20 protein-coding genes and 1 riboswitch are annotated in these 19,747 nt (G+C 70.9%); of the genes, 11 read left to right on the top strand and 9 right to left on the bottom strand.

Annotated features, from left to right (window positions below; genetic code table 11):
- Positions 1-156 precede the first annotated feature (156 nt).
- Entirely contained in the window at positions 157-1,401 is a 1,245-nt protein-coding gene (locus ACFVT5_RS24510; RefSeq protein ID WP_389891769.1) for an NAD(P)/FAD-dependent oxidoreductase, read from the bottom strand.
- Positions 1,402-1,483: 82 nt separating this feature from the next.
- A riboswitch (TPP riboswitch) is annotated at positions 1,484-1,596 on the top strand.
- On the opposite strand from ACFVT5_RS24510, the gene thiO reads away from it, so the two are divergent.
- From thiO to ACFVT5_RS24540, 6 genes are all read left to right on the top strand, one after another.
- Positions 1,594-2,817, top strand: a complete 1,224-nt coding sequence (gene thiO / locus ACFVT5_RS24515; protein WP_389891772.1) for a glycine oxidase ThiO — start codon at positions 1,594-1,596, stop codon at positions 2,815-2,817. Its footprint overlaps the riboswitch before it by 3 nt.
- Positions 2,814-3,044, top strand: coding sequence for a sulfur carrier protein ThiS (thiS, locus tag ACFVT5_RS24520; RefSeq protein WP_389891775.1), 231 nt, complete (start codon positions 2,814-2,816; stop codon positions 3,042-3,044). The genes thiO and thiS overlap by 4 nt, the downstream gene beginning before the upstream one ends.
- Before the next feature lie 5 nt (positions 3,045-3,049).
- Positions 3,050-3,844 carry a thiazole synthase gene (locus tag ACFVT5_RS24525; protein WP_389891778.1) on the top strand — a complete coding sequence of 265 codons (795 nt, stop codon included), beginning with the start codon at positions 3,050-3,052 and terminating at the stop codon, positions 3,842-3,844.
- 135 nt (positions 3,845-3,979) lie between these two features.
- Complete coding sequence (gene pknB, locus ACFVT5_RS24530) at positions 3,980-5,905, top strand: Stk1 family PASTA domain-containing Ser/Thr kinase (protein WP_389891780.1); 1,926 nt, start codon at positions 3,980-3,982, stop codon at positions 5,903-5,905.
- A gap of 106 nt (positions 5,906-6,011) precedes the next feature.
- Positions 6,012-6,878, top strand: coding sequence for a deoxyribonuclease IV (locus ACFVT5_RS24535; protein WP_389891783.1), 867 nt, complete (start codon positions 6,012-6,014; stop codon positions 6,876-6,878).
- Between the two features lie 69 nt (positions 6,879-6,947).
- Complete coding sequence (locus ACFVT5_RS24540; RefSeq protein ID WP_389891786.1) at positions 6,948-7,490, top strand: DUF4396 domain-containing protein; 543 nt, start codon at positions 6,948-6,950, stop codon at positions 7,488-7,490.
- Positions 7,491-7,538: 48 nt separating this feature from the next.
- Here the strand turns inward: ACFVT5_RS24540 and ACFVT5_RS24545 are convergent, their stop codons facing one another.
- Complete coding sequence (locus ACFVT5_RS24545) at positions 7,539-8,171, bottom strand: sulfite oxidase-like oxidoreductase (protein WP_389891789.1); 633 nt, start codon at positions 8,169-8,171, stop codon at positions 7,539-7,541.
- Positions 8,172-8,346: 175 nt separating this feature from the next.
- Here ACFVT5_RS24545 and bfr point away from each other — a divergent pair, with 175 nt between their 5' ends.
- The gene (bfr, locus tag ACFVT5_RS24550; protein ID WP_389891792.1) at positions 8,347-8,826 is read left to right on the top strand and encodes a bacterioferritin; all 480 of its coding nucleotides are present in this window, start codon (positions 8,347-8,349) and stop codon (positions 8,824-8,826) included.
- A gap of 31 nt (positions 8,827-8,857) precedes the next feature.
- Here bfr and ACFVT5_RS24555 read toward each other — a convergent pair whose 3' ends face one another.
- On the bottom strand, positions 8,858-9,148 hold the full coding sequence (locus ACFVT5_RS24555) for a bacterioferritin-associated ferredoxin (protein WP_389891795.1): 291 nt from the start codon (positions 9,146-9,148) through the stop codon (positions 8,858-8,860).
- 150 nt (positions 9,149-9,298) lie between these two features.
- Complete coding sequence (locus ACFVT5_RS24560; RefSeq protein WP_389891798.1) at positions 9,299-10,651, bottom strand: class II 3-deoxy-7-phosphoheptulonate synthase; 1,353 nt, start codon at positions 10,649-10,651, stop codon at positions 9,299-9,301.
- A gap of 101 nt (positions 10,652-10,752) precedes the next feature.
- Here ACFVT5_RS24560 and ACFVT5_RS24565 point away from each other — a divergent pair, with 101 nt between their 5' ends.
- Together ACFVT5_RS24565 and ACFVT5_RS24570 are read left to right on the top strand one after the other, a co-directional pair.
- Positions 10,753-10,821, top strand: coding sequence for a trp operon leader peptide (locus ACFVT5_RS24565; protein WP_389891969.1), 69 nt, complete (start codon positions 10,753-10,755; stop codon positions 10,819-10,821).
- 123 nt (positions 10,822-10,944) lie between these two features.
- Positions 10,945-12,864 (top strand): anthranilate synthase family protein, encoded by a 1,920-nt coding sequence (locus ACFVT5_RS24570; RefSeq protein WP_389891800.1) that lies wholly within the window; start codon positions 10,945-10,947, stop codon positions 12,862-12,864.
- Here ACFVT5_RS24570 and ACFVT5_RS24575 read toward each other — a convergent pair.
- From ACFVT5_RS24575 to ACFVT5_RS24595, 5 genes are all read right to left on the bottom strand, one after another.
- Positions 12,807-13,811, bottom strand: coding sequence for a 2-hydroxyacid dehydrogenase (locus ACFVT5_RS24575; protein ID WP_389891803.1), 1,005 nt, complete (start codon positions 13,809-13,811; stop codon positions 12,807-12,809). The genes ACFVT5_RS24570 and ACFVT5_RS24575 overlap by 58 nt on opposite strands.
- A gap of 162 nt (positions 13,812-13,973) precedes the next feature.
- On the bottom strand, positions 13,974-15,002 hold the full coding sequence (locus ACFVT5_RS24580; protein ID WP_389891806.1) for a 6-phosphofructokinase: 1,029 nt from the start codon (positions 15,000-15,002) through the stop codon (positions 13,974-13,976).
- 175 nt (positions 15,003-15,177) lie between these two features.
- On the bottom strand, positions 15,178-15,822 hold the full coding sequence (locus tag ACFVT5_RS24585) for a response regulator (protein WP_389891972.1): 645 nt from the start codon (positions 15,820-15,822) through the stop codon (positions 15,178-15,180).
- A 103-nt stretch (positions 15,823-15,925) separates the two neighbouring features.
- The gene (macS, locus tag ACFVT5_RS24590; RefSeq protein WP_389891809.1) at positions 15,926-17,137 is read right to left on the bottom strand and encodes a MacS family sensor histidine kinase; all 1,212 of its coding nucleotides are present in this window, start codon (positions 17,135-17,137) and stop codon (positions 15,926-15,928) included.
- A 59-nt stretch (positions 17,138-17,196) separates the two neighbouring features.
- Positions 17,197-17,982 carry a lysophospholipid acyltransferase family protein gene (locus ACFVT5_RS24595; RefSeq protein ID WP_389891811.1) on the bottom strand — a complete coding sequence of 262 codons (786 nt, stop codon included), beginning with the start codon at positions 17,980-17,982 and terminating at the stop codon, positions 17,197-17,199.
- 282 nt (positions 17,983-18,264) lie between these two features.
- Here ACFVT5_RS24595 and ACFVT5_RS24600 point away from each other — a divergent pair, with 282 nt between their 5' ends.
- Positions 18,265-19,044, top strand: a complete 780-nt coding sequence (locus ACFVT5_RS24600; RefSeq protein ID WP_389891814.1) for an alpha/beta hydrolase — start codon at positions 18,265-18,267, stop codon at positions 19,042-19,044.
- On the top strand, positions 19,037-19,729 hold the full coding sequence (locus ACFVT5_RS24605) for a hypothetical protein (RefSeq protein WP_389891821.1): 693 nt from the start codon (positions 19,037-19,039) through the stop codon (positions 19,727-19,729). Before ACFVT5_RS24600 ends, ACFVT5_RS24605 begins: the two co-directional genes overlap by 8 nt.
- Positions 19,730-19,747 lie beyond the last annotated feature (18 nt).

Below are 19,747 nucleotides of genomic sequence, written 5' to 3' on the forward strand. Positions count from 1 at the left end.
AGACGCCTGGCCGCCGCCGGGACCACACCGAAACCCGGGACGGCCTGGCACCGCCCGAAAGCGCCGTCCCGCGTCCCGCCGTCGGGGCGGAGAAAGGCCCGGCCGTCGTCGAGACTTACTGCGGTGCCCTCGCAGGGTGGTTGCGGGTTCCGGGGGCTACTTCGTTGCTGATTTCAGGGGGCGGGACGGGTCTGTCAGGAGGGGGATGCTCAGGGGGGTGGACGCGGTGATCAGTTTTCTGCCCTGGGCCAGGTCTCGGGGGCGGCCCACCGCCAGGATCGCGATCAGGCGGTCGTCGCGGAGCCAGCACACCGACCAGGCGGCCCCGCTGGGGCTCCCTCGCCACAGGGTCGTCTCGGCGCCCGCGTGATGTCCCGCGTACTGCACGAAACGGCCGAACTGCTCCGACCAGAAGTACGGCACCGGGTCGTACACGGCCGGGGTCTCGCCGATGATGTCGGCCGCGACGGTACGCGGACCCTGGAGGGCGTTGTCCCAGTGGTGGACGAGGAGCCGCGTACCGTAGCGCGCGGAGGGGAACGAGGCGCAGTCGCCGACCGCGTACACATCCGGCACCGACGTCCGCAGCCGGTTGTCGGCGACGACCTCCCGTTGCTCGCCGAGCGCGATCCCGGAACCGGCGAGCCACCCCGTCGCGGGCCGTGCCCCGATGCCCACGACGACGGCACCCGCCCGCAGCGCCGTACCGTCGTCCAGGACGACCGTCCCGGGCTCGACGCGCGCCACGCGCGCGTGGGTGCGCAATTCCGCCCCGGCATCCGCGTACCAGTCGATCATCGGCTCCGCGACCTCCGCCGGCAGCGCCCCGGCGAGCGGACGCCCCGCGGCCTCCACGACGGTCACCGCGCACCCCGCCTCGCGCGCGGCGGTCGCGAACTCGGCGCCGATCCAGCCCGCGCCGACGACCACGATGTCGTGCTTCGCGGCGAGCACGGGCCGCAGCCGCTCGGCGTCGTCCAGCGTGCGCAGCAGATGCACCCCGGGCACCCCCTCGGTCCCGGGCAGCCGCATCGGTTCGGCACCGGTCGCGACGACCAGCACGTCGTACGGGACCGCGCCGGACTCCGTGTCCAGCTCATGGTCCCCGGGGCGCACCCCGGTGACCTCCAGGCCGAGCCGCAGCTCCACGCCGAGCGCCTCGAAGTCGATGTCGAAGGCGGACCCCTCGGCCTTGCCGAGCAGGACCGCCTTGGACAGCGGCGGCCGGTCGTACGGCTGGTGCGGCTCCGCGCCGATCAGCGTGACGCTCCCGGTGAATCCCCGCTCGCGCAGCGCCACCGCCGTCTGCACCCCGGCCATGCCCGCGCCCGCGATGACGACCCGTCCACCCGCGCGCGGGCGCCCCGCCGTCCCGTCGCCCACCTGCGTCTGCTCGCTCACTCGATCACCATAGACAACTGACGTTCAGTCAGTCAGGTGATGGGGCCCGTGACCTGTTGCACACCACGGGTTAGGGTGGCCGAGTAGCACTCGCGGGAGCCCGGACGGACCGGGCTGAGAGGGAGGCTGGACGGCCTCCGACCGTACGAACCTGATCCGGGTCATGCCGGCGAAGGGAGGGGCTGGACACCCATGTCGCGTACCTCGGACCGTACGAAGCACGACAACACGCACCACAGTCACACCAACCACGATCATGCCTCGGACGTCCTTGTCGTCGGGGGCGGGGTCATCGGTCTCGTGAGCGCCTGGCGGGCCGCGCTGCGCGGGCTGCGTACGGCGGTCGTGGACCCCGATCCCGGCGGGGGCGCCGCACAGGTCGCGGCCGGGATGCTCGCCGCCGTCACCGAACTGCACTACGGCGAGGAGACCCTGCTCGGCCTCAACCTCGCCTCGGCACGCCGCTATCCGGACTTCGTCGCCGAACTCACCGAGGCCACCGGGCACGACCTCGGCCACCGCGCCTGCGGCACCCTCGCGGTCGCGCTGGACGCCGACGACCGCGCCCATCTGCGGGAGCTGCACGCCCTTCAGAGCCGCTGCGGCCTGGAGTCGGAGTGGCTGTCCGGGCGCGAGTGCCGCCGTCTGGAGCCGATGCTCGCGCCGGGCGTACGCGGCGGGCTGCGGGTCGACGGTGACCATCAGATCGACCCGAGACGCCTCGCCACGGCCCTTGTGACGGCCTGCGAGCGTGCCGGGGTGGTCTTCCACCGCCAGTGGGCCCAGCGGCTCACCGTGGTACGGGAGCGGGCCGCCGGAGTCGTCCTGGCCGACGGCACCCCGCTCACCGCGGATCAGGTGGTCCTCGCGGCGGGCAGCCTCAGCGGCCGGTTCGCGGGCGTGCCCGACGCCGTACTGCCGCCAGTACGCCCGGTCAAGGGCCAGGTGCTCCGGCTGACCGTGCCGGACCGGTACGCGCCGTTCCTGAACCGGACCGTACGGGCCGTGGTCCGGGGCAGCCATGTCTACCTCGTCCCGCGCGCGAACGGCGAACTGGTCGTCGGCGCCACCAGCGAGGAACTCGGCTGGGACACCACGGTCACCGCGGGCGGTGTGTACGAGCTGCTGCGCGACGCGCACGAACTGGTGCCCGGCATCACCGAACTGCCGCTGACGGAGACCCGCGCGGGCCTGCGCCCCGGCTCACCGGACAACGCGCCCCTGCTCGGCCCGACCGATCTGCCGGGCCTGCTCCTGGCCACCGGCCACTTCCGCAACGGTGTCCTGCTGACGCCCGTCACCGGCGACATCATGGCCGAGGTCCTCGTCACCGGTGAACTGCCGGACGAGGCACGGCCCTTCGCACCCCAGCGCTTCGGCGCCACCGCGCCCGTCCCCGTGGAGCTGCCCGTATGACCGCGTCGGTACCGCCTTTGGCCCCTGTTTCCGTCCGCGTCAACGGCGCGGCGCGGGACGTGCCGTCCGGCACCACCCTCGACGTCCTCGTCACGACGGTCACGGCGGCCCCCTCCGGTGTCGCCGCCGCCCTCAACGAAACCGTCGTCCCACGCGCGCGGTGGGCCGCCACCACGCTCGCCGACGGCGACCGCGTGGAAGTCCTCACCGCCGTCCAAGGAGGCTGACCGGCATGGCCGACGACCCGCTTGTCATCGGCGGTACGTCCTTCTCGTCCCGCCTGATCATGGGTACGGGCGGTGCGCCCAGCCTCGATGTCCTGGAGCGGTCCCTGATCGCGTCCGGTACGGAGCTGACGACGGTGGCCATGCGCCGGGTCGACCCGGGCACCCAGGGCTCGGTGCTCTCCGTACTCGAACGGCTCGGGATCCAGGTGCTGCCCAACACGGCGGGCTGTTTCACCGCAGGTGAGGCCGTGCTGACGGCACGCCTCGCGCGCGAGGCGCTCGGTACGGATCTGGTGAAGCTGGAGGTGATCGCCGACGAGTACACGCTGCTGCCCGATCCGGTGGAACTCCTCGACGCGGCCGAGACCCTGGTCGACGACGGGTTCACGGTGCTGCCGTACACCAATGACGATCCCGTGCTCGCGCGCAAGCTGGAGGACGTGGGGTGTGCGGCGGTGATGCCGCTCGGGTCGCCCATCGGGTCCGGGCTGGGGATCCGCAATCCGCACAACTTCCAGTTGATCGTGGAGCGGGCGGGGGTGCCGGTGATTCTGGACGCGGGGGCGGGGACGGCGTCCGACGCGGCGCTGGCCATGGAGTTGGGGTGCGCCGGGGTGATGCTCGCGTCCGCTGTTACGCGGGCTCAGGTACCGGTGCTCATGGCTGAGGCGATGCGGCGGGCTGTTGAGGCGGGGCGGCTTGCCTCCCGGGCGGGGCGGATTCCCCGGCGCCTGTACGGCACCGCCAGCTCTCCCGCCGAGGGCCTGGCCTCCCTGGACCCGGAGCGCCCCGCCTTTTAGGCGCGTCTTGGGTGGATGGGGCGGTGGGTGAGAACACCGGCGCCCGAGCCACTGTCGTCACAGGAGTGCTTCAGTCGTGGCCCTGTCTCGTACTGCCCGGTCAGGCCGCGCGCGGCGCCTCGTAGACTCGCGGGCGTGGACACGACCCTTCAGGACCCGCTCGTCGGGCAGGTGCTCGACGGCCGGTATCGCGTCGACGCACGCATCGCGGTCGGCGGGATGGCCACGGTCTACCGGGCCATGGACACCCGCCTCGACCGTGTGCTCGCGCTCAAGGTGATGCACCCCACGCTGGCCGCCGACGTCTCGTTCGTCGAGCGGTTCATCCGTGAGGCCAAGTCGGTGGCGCGGCTGTCGCACCCCAATGTGGTCGGCGTCTACGACCAGGGCGCGGACGGGGCGTACGTCTACCTGGCCATGGAGTACGTCGCCGGGTGCACCCTGCGGGACGTGCTGCGGGAGCGCGGGGCGCTGCGGCCGAGGGCCGCCCTGGACATCCTGGAACCGGTCCTGGCGGCGCTCGGTGCCGCGCACCGGGCGGGGTTCGTGCACCGGGACATGAAGCCGGAGAACGTCCTCATAGGGGACGACGGCCGGGTCAAGGTCGCGGACTTCGGCCTCGTACGGGCCGTGGACACCGTCACGAACACGACGGGCGCCGTCCTGGGCACCGTCTCCTATCTCGCCCCGGAGCAGATCGAGCACGGCACCGCGGACCCCCGTGTCGACGTGTACGCGTGCGGGGTGGTCCTCTACGAGATGCTGACCGGCGCCAAGCCACGCTCGGGCGACTCCCCCGCGCAGGTGCTCTACCAGCACCTCAACGAGGACGTACCGCCGCCGTCGGCCGCCGTGCCGGGGCTGCCCTACGAGCTGGACGACCTCGTCGCCGCGGCGACCGCCCGTACCCCCGAGGTCCGGCCGCACGACGCGGTGGCCCTGCTGGCACGGACCCGTCAGGCGCGGACCGGACTCACCGACGCGCAGCTGGACGCGGTGCCGCCCCGGGCGCGGGCCGAGGACCTGCGGGACACCTCCGACGACCGTACGAGCGTCATCCCGCGCGCGGTGGCCGTCCAGATGCCGTTGCCCGTGAACGAGGACGACGACTTCCACCGCACCAGCCGCTTCGAGGTCCCGCCGCCGTCCGGTCCCGCGCCCCGCTTCCCGCGCTCCCGGCGCGGCCCGCTCGCGGCCGTGGTCGCCGTGCTCCTGCTGCTCGGTCTGGGCGCCGGTGTCTGGTACATCAACTCGGGCCAGTTCACCAAGGTCCCGGCGCTGCTCACCCAGTCCGAGGCGGACGCCAGGAAGCGGCTCGCGGACGCCGGGCTCGACGTGGGCGAGGTCAAGCGCGCGTACAGCGACACCGATCCGCGGGGCACCGTGGTCGCCACCGACCCCGCCGCCGGGACCCGTATCCGCGACAACGGCAAGGTCGGCCTGACGATCTCGCTGGGCCCGGAGACGGTCAAGGTGCCCGATGTCGAGGGCCTGCCGCTGGCCGACGCGCGGACCCGGCTCAAGGACGCCGGTCTGGAACCGGGCATGGTCACCCAGGACTTCAGCGACGCGATCGCCAAGGGCGCCGTGATCAGTACGGACCCGGCGGCACGGGAGACCCGCCGTGCGGGCTCGGCCGTGGCGATCACCGTCAGCAAGGGCACTCCGGTCGACGTCCCCGATGTGACGGGCGAGTCCGTGGACGACGCGACCCAGGAACTGACGGACGCGGGCCTCAAGGTGGAGATCGCCACCGAGCAGGTCACGTCGGAGTTCGACGCGGGTGAGGTCGCCCGGCAGTCCCCCGGCGCCGACAGCCGGGCCGCCGAGGGCGACACCGTCACGCTCACGATCTCCAAGGGCCCCGAGATGGTGGAGGTCCCGGACGTCGTCGGACAGCAGGCGGACGACGCCAAACGGACGCTGGAGAGCGCGGGCTTCAAGGTCAACGAGGACCGCGGGCTGTTCGGACTCTTCGGCGGCGACACGGTGAAGAGCCAGTCCGTGAAGGGCGGCGACGAGGCGCCCAAGAACTCGACCGTCACGATCACGGTCCGCTGAGGCGCGTTCACGATTCGCTGAGGTACGTTCACGGTCCGCCGAGGGCACCTGCACCCGTGCCCATCCGCCGAAGGACCCGGCACGCGCGCGTGACACCCTGAAACGTGTGACCAGCACCCAGTTCCGTAACCCCGTCGGCGGCCATGTCCCCGTGGCGGGCGGCCTCGCGAAGGTCGGCCTCGGCTACGCGCGCGAGATGGGCGCCGAGACCGTCCAGGTCTTCGTCGCCAATCCGCGCGGTTGGGCGACCCCCGCGGGCAACCCCCGGCAGGACGAGGAGTTCCGTGCCGCCTGCGCCGCCGAGAGCATCCCCGCGTACGTCCACGCGCCGTATCTGATCAACTTCGGCTCGCACACCGAGGCGACCGTCGACCTGTCCGTGGAGTCGCTGCGGCACTCGCTGCGCCGGGGCCGCGCGATCGGCGCGCTGGGCGTCGTCGTGCACACGGGCTCCGCGACGGGCGGCCGGCCGCGCGCGGTGGCCCTGGCCCAGGTACGGGAACGGATGCTGCCGCTCCTCGACGAGCTGACGCATGACGACGACCCGTATCTGCTCCTGGAGTCGACGGCGGGCCAGGGCTCCTCGCTCTGCTCGCGCACCTGGGACTTCGGGCCGTACTTCGACGCGCTGGACGCCCATCCCAAGCTGGGCGTCTGCCTGGACACCTGTCACATCTTCGCCGCGGGGCACGACCTGACGGGCCCTGACGGTATGGCGCAGACGCTCGACCTGCTGGTGGACTCCGTCGGCGAGGGGCGGCTGCGGTTGATCCACGCCAATGACTCGCAGGACGTGGTGGGCGCCCACAAGGACCGGCACGCGAACATCGGGGCCGGGCGGATCGGTGAGGAACCGTTCCGGGCGCTGATGCGGCATCCGGCCACCGCGGGTGTACCGCTGATCATCGAGACGCCCGGGGGCAAGGAGGGGCACGCGGCTGATGTGGAGCGGCTGAAGAAGCTCCGGGATTGAGGAATACCCCCTAGGGGTATACGGTTTCTGTTGACGGCAGGAACCGTAGCCCGACCCTGGGGGTCACTCATGCAGCACGACGCGCACGCCCATCACGCGGACACGGCAGATCAGGCGGAGCACACCGGGCATGCCGAGCACGGCGGTCACGGAGGCCATGGCCGTCACGGCACCGGCAAGGCGAGTTGGTCCATGGCCGTCCAGGCGACCCTGCACTGCCTCACCGGATGTGCCATCGGCGAGATCCTGGGCATGGTGATCGGCACGGCGCTCGGCTGGGGCAATGTGCAGACGATGGCCCTGGCGATCGTCCTGGCCTTCGTGTTCGGCTACTCACTGACGCTGCGCAGCGTGCTCCGGGCCGGCGTCGACTTCAGGACCGCGTTCCGCGTCGCGCTGGCCGCCGACACCCTGTCCATCGCGGTGATGGAGCTGATCGACAACGGTGTGATCGCGCTGTGGCCGGGCGGCATGGACGCGCATCTCTCGGACCCGATGTTCTGGTGGATCCTCGCCATCGCGCTGGCGGCGGCCTTCGTGATCACGACACCGGTGAACAAGTGGCTGATCGGCCGCGGCAAGGGTCACGCGGTGATGCACCAGTACCACTGACGGGGACAGGACCCTGGGGGGTATAGCGGGTATGGGTGGTATGCGGGATCAGAACTCGGGGCCGTCCCCGGGCTCCTCCTGATAGGAGTACCGCTGCTCACGCCAGGGGTCACCGATGTTGTGGTAGCCCCGCTCCTCCCAGAAACCCCGGCGGTCGGCGGTCATGTACTCGACACCGCGGACCCACTTGGGGCCCTTCCAGGCGTACAGATGAGGCACGACGAGCCGCAGCGGGAAGCCGTGCTCGGCGGTGAGCAGTTCGCCGTCCTTGTGGGTGGCGAACATGGTCCGCTCGGACAGGAAGTCGTCGATACGCAGATTCGAACTGAAGCCGTACTCGGCCCAGACCATCACATGGGTGACGTTCGGCGCCGGGGGCGCGAGTTCCAGGACCATGCGGGCCCGGACACCGCCCCATTCGGCGCCGAGCATGCTGAATTTGGTGACGCAGTGCAGATCGGCCATCACCGTGGCGTACGGCAGGGCGGAGAACTCGTCGTGGTTCCAGCAGTGCTTGTCACCGTCGGCCGTCGCGCCGAAGACCCTGAACTCCCAGCGCTCGGGCCGGAACTTGGGCACCGGACCGTAGTGCGTCACGGGCCAGCCGCGCTGGAGCCGCTGTCCCGGTGGAAGCTCCGACGCCCCTGCCTGTCGAGATTCGTGCTCCACCGGATGACCCATGTATCCATCCTGACAGACCCGCGACAGTGGACGTGACCAGCCCGACCCGGGCAGGGTCCGTCCGACGTCGATTGGGGCAACTCCTACTAAGCATGTACTTACTGGACGGCCCCTGATGCCGGTGCGAGGATGCGCGCACCTGCCCCAGTCCCCCCGTCCGGAAGGAGCCTCTGCGATGCAGGGCGACCCCGAGGTCATCGAATTCCTCAACGAGCAGCTCACCGCCGAGCTGACGGCGATCAACCAGTACTTCTTGCACGCGAAGATGCAAGAGAACTTCGGCTGGACGAAGCTCGCCAAATACACCCGGGCCGAGTCGTTCGACGAGATGAAGCACGCGGAGGTCCTGACCGACCGGATCCTCTTCCTTGAGGGCCTGCCCAACTACCAGCGGCTCTTCCATGTGCGGATCGGCCAGACGGTCACCGAGATGTTCCAGGCCGACCGGCAGGTCGAGGTCGAGGCCATCGACCGGCTCAAGCGGGGGATCGAGGTGATGCGGGCGAAGGCGGACATCACATCGGCCAAGATCTTCGAGGACATCCTCAAGGACGAGGAGCACCACATCGACTATCTCGACACCCAGCTGGAGCTGGTCGAGAAGCTCGGAGAGGCGCTCTACATCGCCCAGGTCATCGAGCAGCCGGACAGCTGAGCGGACAGCTCGGCGGACTCCGGCGAAACGTTCAGGCCGCCTCGGACTCCGTGACGGAACGATCGGCGACGGAGAGATCCGCGGCGGAAAGACCGGCGGCGGAGACTTCGGCGAACGCCGGACGCCCCTGGTCGGCGGCCACCCGGCTGGGGCACGCGCCACGGCCGAGCAGCGCCTGGATGCGGCGTACGCACGAACCGCAGTCCGTGCCCGCCTTGCAGGCCGACGCTATCTGGCGGGGGGTGCAGGCACCGTCCTCCGCGTGCCGCTTCACCTGCGCCTCGGTGACACCGAAGCAGTTGCAGACGTACACGCGGTTCACCTCCCGGGCGGGATCGCTGATGAGGGGCCGCCCCGATGAGTCGGTGAGGCTAACCTAACCTTACCCATCGTCCGGGCCGGGCAAAAGCCCCTTCCCACAGGCGAGGCGCGGATCACATCGATCCGCGCCTCGTGTGCGTAGCCGCCGGTGTCACTGGTCCCGGTACATCTCCGCGACCAGGAAGGCCAGGTCCAGGGACTGGCTGCGGTTGAGCCGGGGGTCGCACGCCGTCTCGTAGCGCTGGTGCAGATCGTCGACGAAGATCTCGTCGCCGCCGCCCACGCACTCCGTGACGTCGTCGCCCGTCAGCTCGACGTGGATGCCGCCGGGGTGGGTGCCGAGGGCCTTGTGGACCTCGAAGAAGCCCTTGACCTCGTCCAGCACATCGTCGAAGCGGCGGGTCTTGTGACCGGACGCGGCCTCGAAGGTGTTGCCGTGCATCGGGTCGGTCACCCAGGCGACGGTCGCGCCGGACGCCGTGACCTTCTCGACCAGCTCGGGGAGCTTGTCGCGGACCTTGTCGGCGCCCATGCGGACGATGAAGGTCAGCCGGCCGGGCTCGCGGTCCGGGTCGAGACGGTCGATGTACGTGAGCGCCTCGTCCACCGTCGTCGACGGGCCGAGCTTGATGCCGATCGGGTTGCTGATCCGGGACGCGAACTCGATGTGCGCGCCGTCGAGCTGCCGGGTCCGCTCACCGATCCACACCATGTGTCCGGAGACGTCGTACAGCCGTCCCGTGCGGGAGTCGACGCGGGTCAGCGCGGACTCGTAGTCGAGGAGCAGCGCCTCGTGCGAGGCGAAGAACTCGACGGTCTTGAACTCCTCCGGGTCCGTGCCGCAGGCCCGCATGAAGTTGAGGGCGTTGTCGATCTCGCGGGCCAGCTGCTCGTACCGCTGGCCGGACGGGGACGACTTCACGAAGTCCTGGTTCCAGGCGTGCACCTGGCGCAGGTCCGCGTATCCGCCGGTGGTGAAGGCGCGGACCAGGTTGAGCGTGGACGCGGAGGCGTGGTACATCCGCTTCAGCCGGTCGGGGTCCGGGACGCGCTGCGCCTCGGTGAAGTCGAAGCCGTTGACGGAGTCGCCGCGATAGGTCGGCAGGGTGACGCCGTCGCGGGTCTCGGTCGGCTTGGACCGGGGCTTCGAGTACTGCCCGGCGATCCGGCCGACCTTCACGACGGGCACGGACGCGGCGTAGGTGAGGACGGCGCCCATCTGGAGCAGGGTCTTCAGCTTGGCGCGGATCTGGTCGGCGCCGACGGCGTCGAAGGACTCCGCGCAGTCCCCGCCCTGGAGCAGAAACGCCTCGCCCCTGGCAACGGCTCCCATCCGGGCACGCAGCTGGTCGCACTCCCCGGCGAAGACGAGCGGGGGATAGCTTTCGAGGTCGGCGATCACGTCGCGCAGAGCCTCGGCATCGGGGTACTCGGGCTGCTGCGCCGCGGGCAGGTTCCGCCAGGTGTTGCCAGCGCTCGCGCTGGGCTTAGCGTTCACGGTCACCTCGCCCACATTACGGGGTCGTGTCGGGCGTCCACCCCACCGCTCACGTTGTGAGACGAGTTGTCCGTGCGACGTGCCGGACTTCGGGTAGGGTGCCTGGCATGTTCGCGCACTCACTCCACAGCTCCGTTCAGAACTGGTGGTGGACCGCTCATCCGGCGGCCCACTGACTGCGCGTACCCGATCACGCGAAGGCCGCCCGAGGGGCGGCCTTCTTCCGTTTCCGGGGCCGTTCCTCCTCTCGACCCACCCGTGCGCAGCGCGCGTACGGACCCGACCGGAAGGAACGACCCATGGACCTGCGCCGACTGCTCGACGCCGAGTGCCCGCCGTTCGCACTGCTGCGCCGCCGTACGCCCGGCCATGACCACGACACCGTCGAGGTGCTGCTCGGGCCGGTGCGCTACATCGAACGGCTGGCGGACATCCCGGTGGGTGAGCGGCCTTCGCTGGCCCTGGTGCCGTTCCGGCAGATCCGGGAGCGCGGCTTCGACGTCCGCGACGACGGCACGCCGCTGACCGTCCTGACCGCCGACGAGACGTACGAGCTGCCGCTGGCGGACGCCCTGGAGCAGTTGCCGGCGCACGGGGTGCGGGTCGAGGGCGGCGGGTTCGACGTGGCCGACGACGCGTACGCCGAGATCGTCGGGCGGGTGCTGCGCGAGGAGATCGGGCGGGGCGAGGGCGCCAACTTCGTGATCCGGCGGACGTACACGGGCGAGATCCCCGGGTTCGGGCGGGCGGACGCGCTGGCGCTGTTCCGGCGGCTGCTCGTGGGTGAGCAGGGCGCGTACTGGACGTTCGTGGTGCACACCGGGGCGCGGACGCTGGTGGGCGCGAGTCCGGAGGCGCATGTGCGGATGAGCGGCGGCACCGTCGTGATGAACCCGATCAGCGGCACCTACCGCTACCCGGCGGGCGGCCCGACCGCCGAAGGGCTGCTCACCTTCCTCGCCGACGGCAAGGAGATCGAGGAGCTGTCGATGGTCGTGGACGAGGAGCTGAAGATGATGTGCACCGTCGGCGACATGGGCGGTGTCGTCGTCGGGCCCCGGCTCAAGGAGATGGCCCATCTCGCGCACACCGAGTACGAGTTGCGGGGCCGTTCCTCGCTGGATGTACGCGAGGTGCTGAAGGAGACGATGTTCGCGGCGACGGTGACGGGGTCGCCGGTGCAGAACGCGTGCCGGGTCATCGAGCGGTACGAGCCGCTCGGACCGGACGGTGTGGGGCGCGGGTACTACGCGGGCGCGCTGGCGCTGGTCGGACGGGACGCCGGGGGCGCCCAGACCCTGGACTCGCCGATCCTGATCCGGACCGCCGACATCGACGCGGCCGGGCGGCTGCGGGTGCCGGTCGGGGCGACGCTGGTACGCGGCTCGGACCCGCACGGCGAGGTCGCCGAGACCCACGCCAAGGCGGCGGGCGTCCTGACCGCGCTCGGGGTGCTGCCCGCCGGACCGGACACCGCGGACGTACGCCCCGTACTGGCCGACGATCCGCGGGTGCGGGCCGCGCTCGACGGGCGACGGGCGGGTCTCGCGCCGTTCTGGCTGCGGATGCAGAAGCGTGCGGACGGGCTCCGGGGGCACGCGCTGGTCGTGGACGGCGAGGACACCTTCACGGCGATGCTCGCGCATGTGCTGCGCTCGTCGGGGCTCGACGTGACCGTACGGCGGTACGACGAGGAGGGGCTGCGCGCGGCGGTCCTGCGGCACCCGGGTCCGGTGGTGATCGGACCGGGGCCCGGTGATCCGACCGACGCGGCCGACCCGAAGATGCGGTTCCTGCGGTCGCTGACGGCCGAGCTGATCAGGGAGCACCGGTACGGGGTCCTGGGTGTGTGTCTGGGACATGAGCTGATCGCGGCCGAGCTGGGGCTCGACCTGGTCCGCAAGGAGGTGCCGTACCAGGGCGCGCAGACGGAGATCGGGCTGTTCGGGCGGACGGAGACCGTCGGCTTCTACAACAGTTTCGTGGCGCGTTGCGACGACGACGCGGCCCAGGAGCTGGCCGCGCACGGCGTCGAGGTCAGCCGGGACGCGGAGACCGGCGAGGTGCACGCGCTGCGTGGGCCGGGGTTCACGGGCGTGCAGTTCCACCCCGAGTCGGTGCTGTCGCTGCGCGGAGCGGGGATCGTAGGGGAACTGCTCACTCAGCTGGTCGGCGCCGCGGGCACAAGGACGTTCTCGGAGCGGCGCCCCACGCGGTAGTCGAGGATGTTGCGCAGCGTCGTGTCGATGATCTGCTGGACGGCGTCGCGTGTGTAGTACGCCTGGTGCGAGGTGACGACGACGTTCGGGAAGGTGACGAGGCGGGCCAGGGTGTCGTCCTCGACGGCCTCAAGGGACTTGTCGAGGAAGAACAGCCCGGCCTCGGCCTCGTACACATCGAGTCCGACGCCGGTGAAGCGGCCCTCGCGCAGTTCGGCGACGAGGGCCCGGGTGTCGACGAGGCCGCCCCGGCTGGAGTTCACCAGGACGGCGTCGTCCTTCATCGCCTTGAGCGCCGCCGCGTCCACGAGGTGGTGGGTGTCCGGCAGCAGCGGGACGTGCAGGCTGATCAGGTCGGACTCGGCGAACAGTCGGTCCTTGTCGGTGTACTCCATGCCGAGCGCGGTGCAGGCCGGGTTCTCGGCGATGTCCCAGCCGAGCAGCCGCATCCCGAAGCCGTGGGCGATCCGGGTGAACGCCTCGCCGATCTTGCCGGTGCCGACGACGCCGACGGTGCGGCCGTGCCAATCGCGGCCCATCAGTCCGTCGAGGCGGAAGTCGAAGTCACGGGTGCGGTTCGAGGCGCGGACGATACGGCGGTTGACGGCCATACCGAGGGTCCAGGCGAACTCGGCGACCGAGTAGGGCGAGTAGAAGGAGACCCGGGCGACGGTCATGCCGAGGCGTTCGGCGACGGGGAGGTCGATGTTGTTGAAGCCCGTGGAGCGCTGGGCGATCATCTGGGTGCCGCCGGCCGCGAGGGTCTGGAGGACCCGGTGCCCGAGGTCCGCGTTGACGCTGGTGGAGATGGCCTCGTAGCCGGCCGCGATCGGGGCGGTGTCCTCGTTGAGGAAGACGTCCAGACAGCGCACCTCGTGGTGACCGGCGAACGCCTGCTCGATGAGGGGCCGCTCGTCGGACTGCACACCGAAGGCGAGGATTTCCATGCGCGCTCCCGTCACTCCCGCGAGGGGTGGTCACCGCCGAATATAGGACGGTGACCACCCGGGCGCTCGGTACCCGGTCGACGGCCGATGGGTCGGCCGGACCGATGGGTCAGCCGGACCGATGGGTCAGCCGGAACCAGTGGGTCAGCCGGAACCAGTGGGTCAGCCGAAGAAGACGCCGACCTCCTTGTACAGCTCGGGGTCGACCGTCTTCAGCTTGGCCGTGGCCTCCGCGATCGGGACGCGGACGATGTCCGTGCCGCGCAGGGCGACCATCTTGCCGAAGTCACGGTCCCGCACGGCGTCGATCGCGTGCAGTCCGAAGCGGGTGGCGAGCCAGCGGTCGAAGGCGCTCGGCGTCCCGCCCCGCTGGACGTGCCCAAGAACCGTGGTCCTGGCCTCCTTGCCGGTGCGGGACTCGATCTCCTTGGACAGCCACTCGCCGACACCCGACAGCCGCACATGCCCGAACGAGTCGAGGGTGCCGTCCTTGAGCACCGCGTCGCCGTCCTTGGGCATCGCACCCTCGGCGACGACGACGATCGGGGCGTACGACGCCTTGAACCGGGACGTCACCCAGGCGCAGACCTGGTCGACGTCGAAGCGCTGTTCGGGGATCAGGATGACGTTGGCTCCGCCGGCGAGGCCCGAGTGCAGGGCGATCCAGCCCGCGTGCCGGCCCATCACCTCCACGACGAGGACCCGCATATGGGACTCGGCGGTGGTGTGCAGCCGGTCGATCGCCTCGGTGGCGATGCCGACGGCGGTGTCGAAGCCGAAGGTGTAGTCGGTGGCCGACAGGTCGTTGTCGATGGTCTTGGGCACGCCGACACACGGAATCCCGTACTCGTCGGACAGGCGTGCGGCGACGCCGAGAGTGTCCTCGCCGCCGATCGCGATGAGGGCTTCCACCTCCTGCTTGGCGAGGTTCTCCTTGATCCGGCGGATACCGTTCTCCACCTTGAGGGGATTGGTGCGCGAGGAGCCGAGGATGGTGCCGCCGCGGGGCAGGATGCCGCGCACCGAGGGGATGGCGAGCGGGATGCTGTCCCCCTCCACGGGACCCCGCCAGCCGTCCCGGAAACCGACGAAGTCATAGCCGTACTCCTGCACGCCCTTGCGGACGATGCCCCGGATGACGGCGTTGAGCCCGGGGCAGTCGCCGCCTCCGGTCAGTACTCCGACGCGCATGGAAGTGTCCCTTCGCTCTGGGGTGAGCCGATGGGGGCCACGCTAGTAGTGATCCACGTCACTCCGGGATGGGTCGCATGGTCAATTCCGGGAAGATTGCGGGGAGTTGATCATTGGCCGTTCACCCGAAGGAGCGGTCGGCGTAGCAATGCTGACCGCCGACCGGGACGGACGGTCACGCGTCGTCCAGGCCGCGCTCTATCGCGTACCGCACCAACTCGACGCGGTTGTGCAACTGGAGTTTGCCCAGGGTGTTCTGCACATGGTTCTGCACGGTGCGGTGCGAGATGACGAGGCGTTCGGCGATCTGCTTGTAGCTCAGGCCCTTGGCGACCAGCCGCAGGACCTCCGTCTCACGGTCGGTGAGCTGGGGCGCCTTGGGCTCGTCGGGCGCGGACGGCGCGGGCTCGGAGGCGAGCCTGCGGAACTCCCCGAGGACGAGACCGGCGAGGCCCGGTGTGAACACCGCGTCGCCGACGGCGGTGCGGCGCACGGCGTCGATCAGCTCCTCGGTCGACGCCGACTTCAGCAGATAGCCGGTGGCGCCCGACTTCACCGCCTCCAGGACGTCCGCGTGCTCACCGCTCGCCGACAGGACCAGGACGCGCAGCGCCGGGTTGGCGCCGACGAGTTCCTTGCAGACCTGAACGCCCGGCTTGGCGGGCAGATTGAGGTCCAGGACGAGGACGTCGGGTCCGGCGGCCGGTGCGCGGCGCACCGCCTGCTCGCCGTCGCCCGCGGTGCCGACCACGTCGAACCCGGCCTCGGCAAGGTCACGCGCGACAGCGTCCCGCCACATCGGGTGGTCGTCCACCACCATGACCTTGATCGGCGCCGACCGCTCAGGTCCGGCCGACTCCTGGTGCCGCTCTCCGGCCCGCTCTCCCGCTGTCATGCCGCCGCCCCCTTCTCGTACCGGCCCGTCATCGGTCCGCCTTCCCCCGTGGAACTCTCAGTTCTACTTCCGTGCCCTGGCCCGGTACCGACACCAGCTCGGCGGTGCCCCCGATGTCCCGCAGCCGGCCCCGGATCGACAGGGCCACACCGAGGCGCCCTTCGCCCTCGGCCTGCGCGAGCCTGCCAGCGGGGATGCCAGGACCGTCGTCCCGCACGGTCACGATCACCTCGTCCGGCTCGTCCTCGACCAGGATCCACGCCCTGGCCCCGGCACCCGCGTGCCGGTGGACATTGTCCAGGGCGGCACTGACAGCGTCCGCCAACTCCCGTGCCGCGACCGGTCCGAGCAGCACCGGGGCGCCCGGCTCGGACAGGGTCACCCGGGATCCGGCGTGCCGGGCGAGCAGTGAGCGCAGATCGCGCGGCCCGTCGCCCGGCTCGTCGTCGGGTTCCTCGACGGCCCGTACCAGCGCGCCCTGCGAGGCGTCCTCCGACGCGCGCGACGCGGGCACCATGCCGCCGGCGACGAGGGTGCGCAGCGCGACCTCCTGCTCGCCCGCCATCCGGCCCAGCTCGGCCGCCTCACCGCCGAGGGCGCTGCCGCGGCGCTGCACCATCGCGAGGACCTGGAGGACGCTGTCGTGGATGTCGCGCGCGAGGCGCTCGCGTTCCCGGGTCGCGGCCTCGATCTCCAGGGCGCGCGCGAGGGTGCGTTCGGAGGCGCGGGCGACCTCGACGACGTAGCCGATGGCGATGGCCGCGACCCAGACGAGGAGGACGTTGTGCAGGGTGTCGCGGGTGGGGGCGCCGCGCTGCACGATGTTGGCGACCCCGACGAGCGCCGACGCGACGGCCGCCCAGCGCCAGCCGCCCTTGAGCGCGTACGCGAGGACGGCTCCGGCGGTCCATATCGACGGGAGTGTGGGACCGCCGTCGAGGATGCGTTCGTGGGTCGCGGCGACCGGGGTGAGGAGGATGCCGGTCAGCGCGATGGTCAGGTCGGCGGCGAGGAACCGCTTGGTGCAGCGCGCGGCGTTCGCGACCTTGCCGAGCGTGGCCAGGGTCCATACGACGAGGACGGCGTAGAAGGCGATGGCGACCGAGGGGCGCTCGAAGGTGTCGTAGGTGTAGAGGAACAGGGCGATGGCGTACAGCATCGTCAGGACGCGGTACGCGGTGAGCGCGCGCCACAGCGGCTGCTCGACCGACATCTTCATGACGCGTTCACGCCTGGCCATGTTCCCCACCCCTGGGTCGCCCTCCCGGGCACCCGCTGCCTCGGCGGGCCCGCCGCCGCTCAGCGGCCGGGCCGCTCCTGCTCGTCGCCGTCCCCGGTCCCGTCGGCCGCCGCCTTGGCCGCGGCTGCCTTGTCCGCCGCCGCCTTGGCCGCCTTGTCGGCCTTCTCCTGCTTCGCGGCCTCCGCGAGCTGCCGCTTGGCCGCGGTCGCGTAGATGTCGACGTACTCCTGACCGGAGAGCTTCATGATTTCGTACATGACCTCGTCGGTCACGGCCCGCAGCACGAACCGGTCGTGTTCCATGCCCTGGTAGCGGTCGAAGTCGAGAGGCCGGCCGATCCGGATACCGGGGCGCATCAGCTTCGGCATCACCTTGCCCGGCGGCTGGATCTTCTCGGTGTCGATCATCGCGACCGGGATCACCGGCGCCCCCGAGGCGAGCGCCACGCGCGCGAGGCCACCCGGTTTGCCGCGGTACAGACGGCCGTCGGGTGAGCGGGTGCCCTCCGGGTAGATGCCGAACAGCTCACCGCGCGCGAGGACGTCGATTCCGCTCTTGACGGCGGCCTCGCCCGCGCCGCGCGCGCCGGAGCGGTCGACGGGCAGTTGTCCGACGCCCTTGAAGAAGGCGGCCGTCATCCGGCCCTTGATACCGGGCGTGGTGAAGTACTCGGCCTTCGCGATGAACGTCACCTTACGGTCGAGCACCGCGGGCAGGAAGAAGGAGTCCGAGAACGACAGATGATTGCTCGCCAGGATGGCGGGACCTTCGGCGGGAATGTTCTCCAGGCCCTCCACCCAGGGCCTGAAGGCGAGCTTCAGCGGCCCTCCGATGGAAAACTTCATTGCCCCGTAGATCAACCGACTGCCTCCTGTGTCTGTCGGTCAGACCTTAACCCGCGGTGTGCCCGCTGGGCCCGACGACCCTGGTCGGTGTCAGTGCGGTCGCGTACGGTGAAGTACGCCGGCGAAGTCGCGGCACATCCCCAACGTTCCCTCGCGTGCCGTGCGACCACGTCAGCCGACCGCTTCACATCACTTCCCACCGCTTCACATCGCTTCACACCGCTTCACACCGCTTCACACGAACACGTCAGCCGATCCCTTCACACGAACAGGAGACCGAAGGTGCCGGTCCTCCCCGGAGCCGAGCCGTACCGCCACGAGGGCGGCGAGGTCGGTGTCCTCCTCTGTCACGGATTCACCGGTTCCCCGCAGTCGCTGCGCCCCTGGGCGGAGTATCTCGCCGAGCGTGGTCTGACCGTGTCGCTGCCGCTGCTGCCCGGACACGGCACGCGCTGGGAGGACATGCAGGTCACCGGCTGGCAGGACTGGTACGCGGAGGTGGACCGCGAGTTGTCCGCCCTGCGTGAGCGGTGTGCCGAGGTCTTCGTCTTCGGTCTCTCGATGGGCGGCGCCCTGACGCTGCGGCTCGCCGCGCGGCACGGTGACGCGATCCGGGGCATCGTCGTCGTCAACCCGGCGATCAAGGCGCACGGACTCGCGGCGCGCACGCTGCCGGTCGCCCGGTATCTGGTGCCCTCGACCAAGGGCCTGGTCAGCGATATCGCGAAGGAGGGCGCCGAGGAGGTCGGGTATCACCGGGTGCCGCTGCACGCCGCGTATTCGCTGTCCCGTTTCTTCGGTGTGGTCGACGCGGAGCTGCCGCAGGTGACCCAGCCGATGCTGCTGCTGCACAGCACGCGGGACCATGTGGTGCCGCCCGCCGACTCGGCCCGGATCCTGGGCCGCGTCTCGTCCACGGATGTCACCGAGATCCTGCTGGAACAGAGCTACCACGTCGCGACGTTGGACCACGACGCGGACCGGATCTTCACGGAGAGCCTCGCGTTCATCGGCCGGCTCGCTCCCAGTGTCGGCAAGGAAGGGACGGCCACCGGTGGCTGAGCACGACGCGGACCGCGACGAGAGCCGCGAGCCGGACAAGCGCCCCGTGCCCGGGGACCCGGAGCCGGACCCGGGCGAAGCGGTGCCCATCGACGAGACGGCGGCCTGGGAGGCGATCGTCGCGGGGTACGGCACGGAGCCCCCGGACCCGCCGGGCGCCAAGCCGTTCAAGTCGATCGAGGACCTGGCCCTGCTTGAGGCGGAGCCGAACGTGACAGGGGACGACAGACCGGCGAAGGGCGCGTCGGGCGACGCGGGCTCGGGTACGGATACGGACTCCGGCGCGGGTCCCGGTGCGGGTGCCGGTTCCGGTTCCGGGGACGGCGCTTCCGGGCCCGGCAAACCCCTCGGCAGCTCGGTCGCCTTCGCTCCGGGGGTCGGCGGGCCGCGTGACTACACGGCGCCGGAGCCCTCCGACGACGACTTCGACAGCGACGACGAAGGGCACTTCGTACCGCCCGAGCCGCCGCCGCTGCCCGCCGCCGACGTCACCGCCAAGTTCGCGTGGCTCGCGGTGCTCGGCGGGCCCCTCCTGCTGCTGCTCGCGGTGCTGTTCGGCTGGGAGATGACGTGGTGGCTGGCGACCGTCGGCATCGGCGGCTTCCTCGGCGGCTTCGGCACCCTGGTGATGCGGATGCGCCCCGACGACGATGACGACGACCCGGGGCGCGGCGCGGTGGTGTGACCCAACCGGCTCCCGGCG

It is taken from the genome of Streptomyces sp. NPDC058001, from assembly GCF_042886315.1.
Taxonomy (GTDB): Bacteria; Actinomycetota; Actinomycetes; order Streptomycetales; family Streptomycetaceae; genus Streptomyces.

Excerpts from the sequence above, each read along its gene's own strand:
- thiS (WP_389891775.1), top strand. The coding sequence starts at position 2,814 with ATGACCGCGTCGGTACCGCCTTTGGCCCCTGTTTCCGTCCGCGTCAAC.
- ACFVT5_RS24525 (WP_389891778.1), top strand. The coding sequence starts at position 3,050 with ATGGCCGACGACCCGCTTGTCATCGGCGGTACGTCCTTCTCGTCCCGC.
- ACFVT5_RS24570 (WP_389891800.1), top strand. The coding sequence starts at position 10,945 with ATGGACCTGCGCCGACTGCTCGACGCCGAGTGCCCGCCGTTCGCACTG.
- ACFVT5_RS24595 (WP_389891811.1), bottom strand. The coding sequence starts at position 17,982 with ATGAAGTTTTCCATCGGAGGGCCGCTGAAGCTCGCCTTCAGGCCCTGG.
- macS (WP_389891809.1), bottom strand. The coding sequence starts at position 17,137 with ATGGCCAGGCGTGAACGCGTCATGAAGATGTCGGTCGAGCAGCCGCTG.
- ACFVT5_RS24580 (WP_389891806.1), bottom strand. The coding sequence starts at position 15,002 with ATGCGCGTCGGAGTACTGACCGGAGGCGGCGACTGCCCCGGGCTCAAC.
- ACFVT5_RS24575 (WP_389891803.1), bottom strand. The coding sequence starts at position 13,811 with ATGGAAATCCTCGCCTTCGGTGTGCAGTCCGACGAGCGGCCCCTCATC.
- ACFVT5_RS24540 (WP_389891786.1), top strand. The coding sequence starts at position 6,948 with ATGCAGCACGACGCGCACGCCCATCACGCGGACACGGCAGATCAGGCG.
- ACFVT5_RS24585 (WP_389891972.1), bottom strand. The coding sequence starts at position 15,822 with ATGGTGGTGGACGACCACCCGATGTGGCGGGACGCTGTCGCGCGTGAC.
- ACFVT5_RS24545 (WP_389891789.1), bottom strand. The coding sequence starts at position 8,171 with ATGGGTCATCCGGTGGAGCACGAATCTCGACAGGCAGGGGCGTCGGAG.
- bfr (WP_389891792.1), top strand. The coding sequence starts at position 8,347 with ATGCAGGGCGACCCCGAGGTCATCGAATTCCTCAACGAGCAGCTCACC.
- thiO (WP_389891772.1), top strand. The coding sequence starts at position 1,594 with ATGTCGCGTACCTCGGACCGTACGAAGCACGACAACACGCACCACAGT.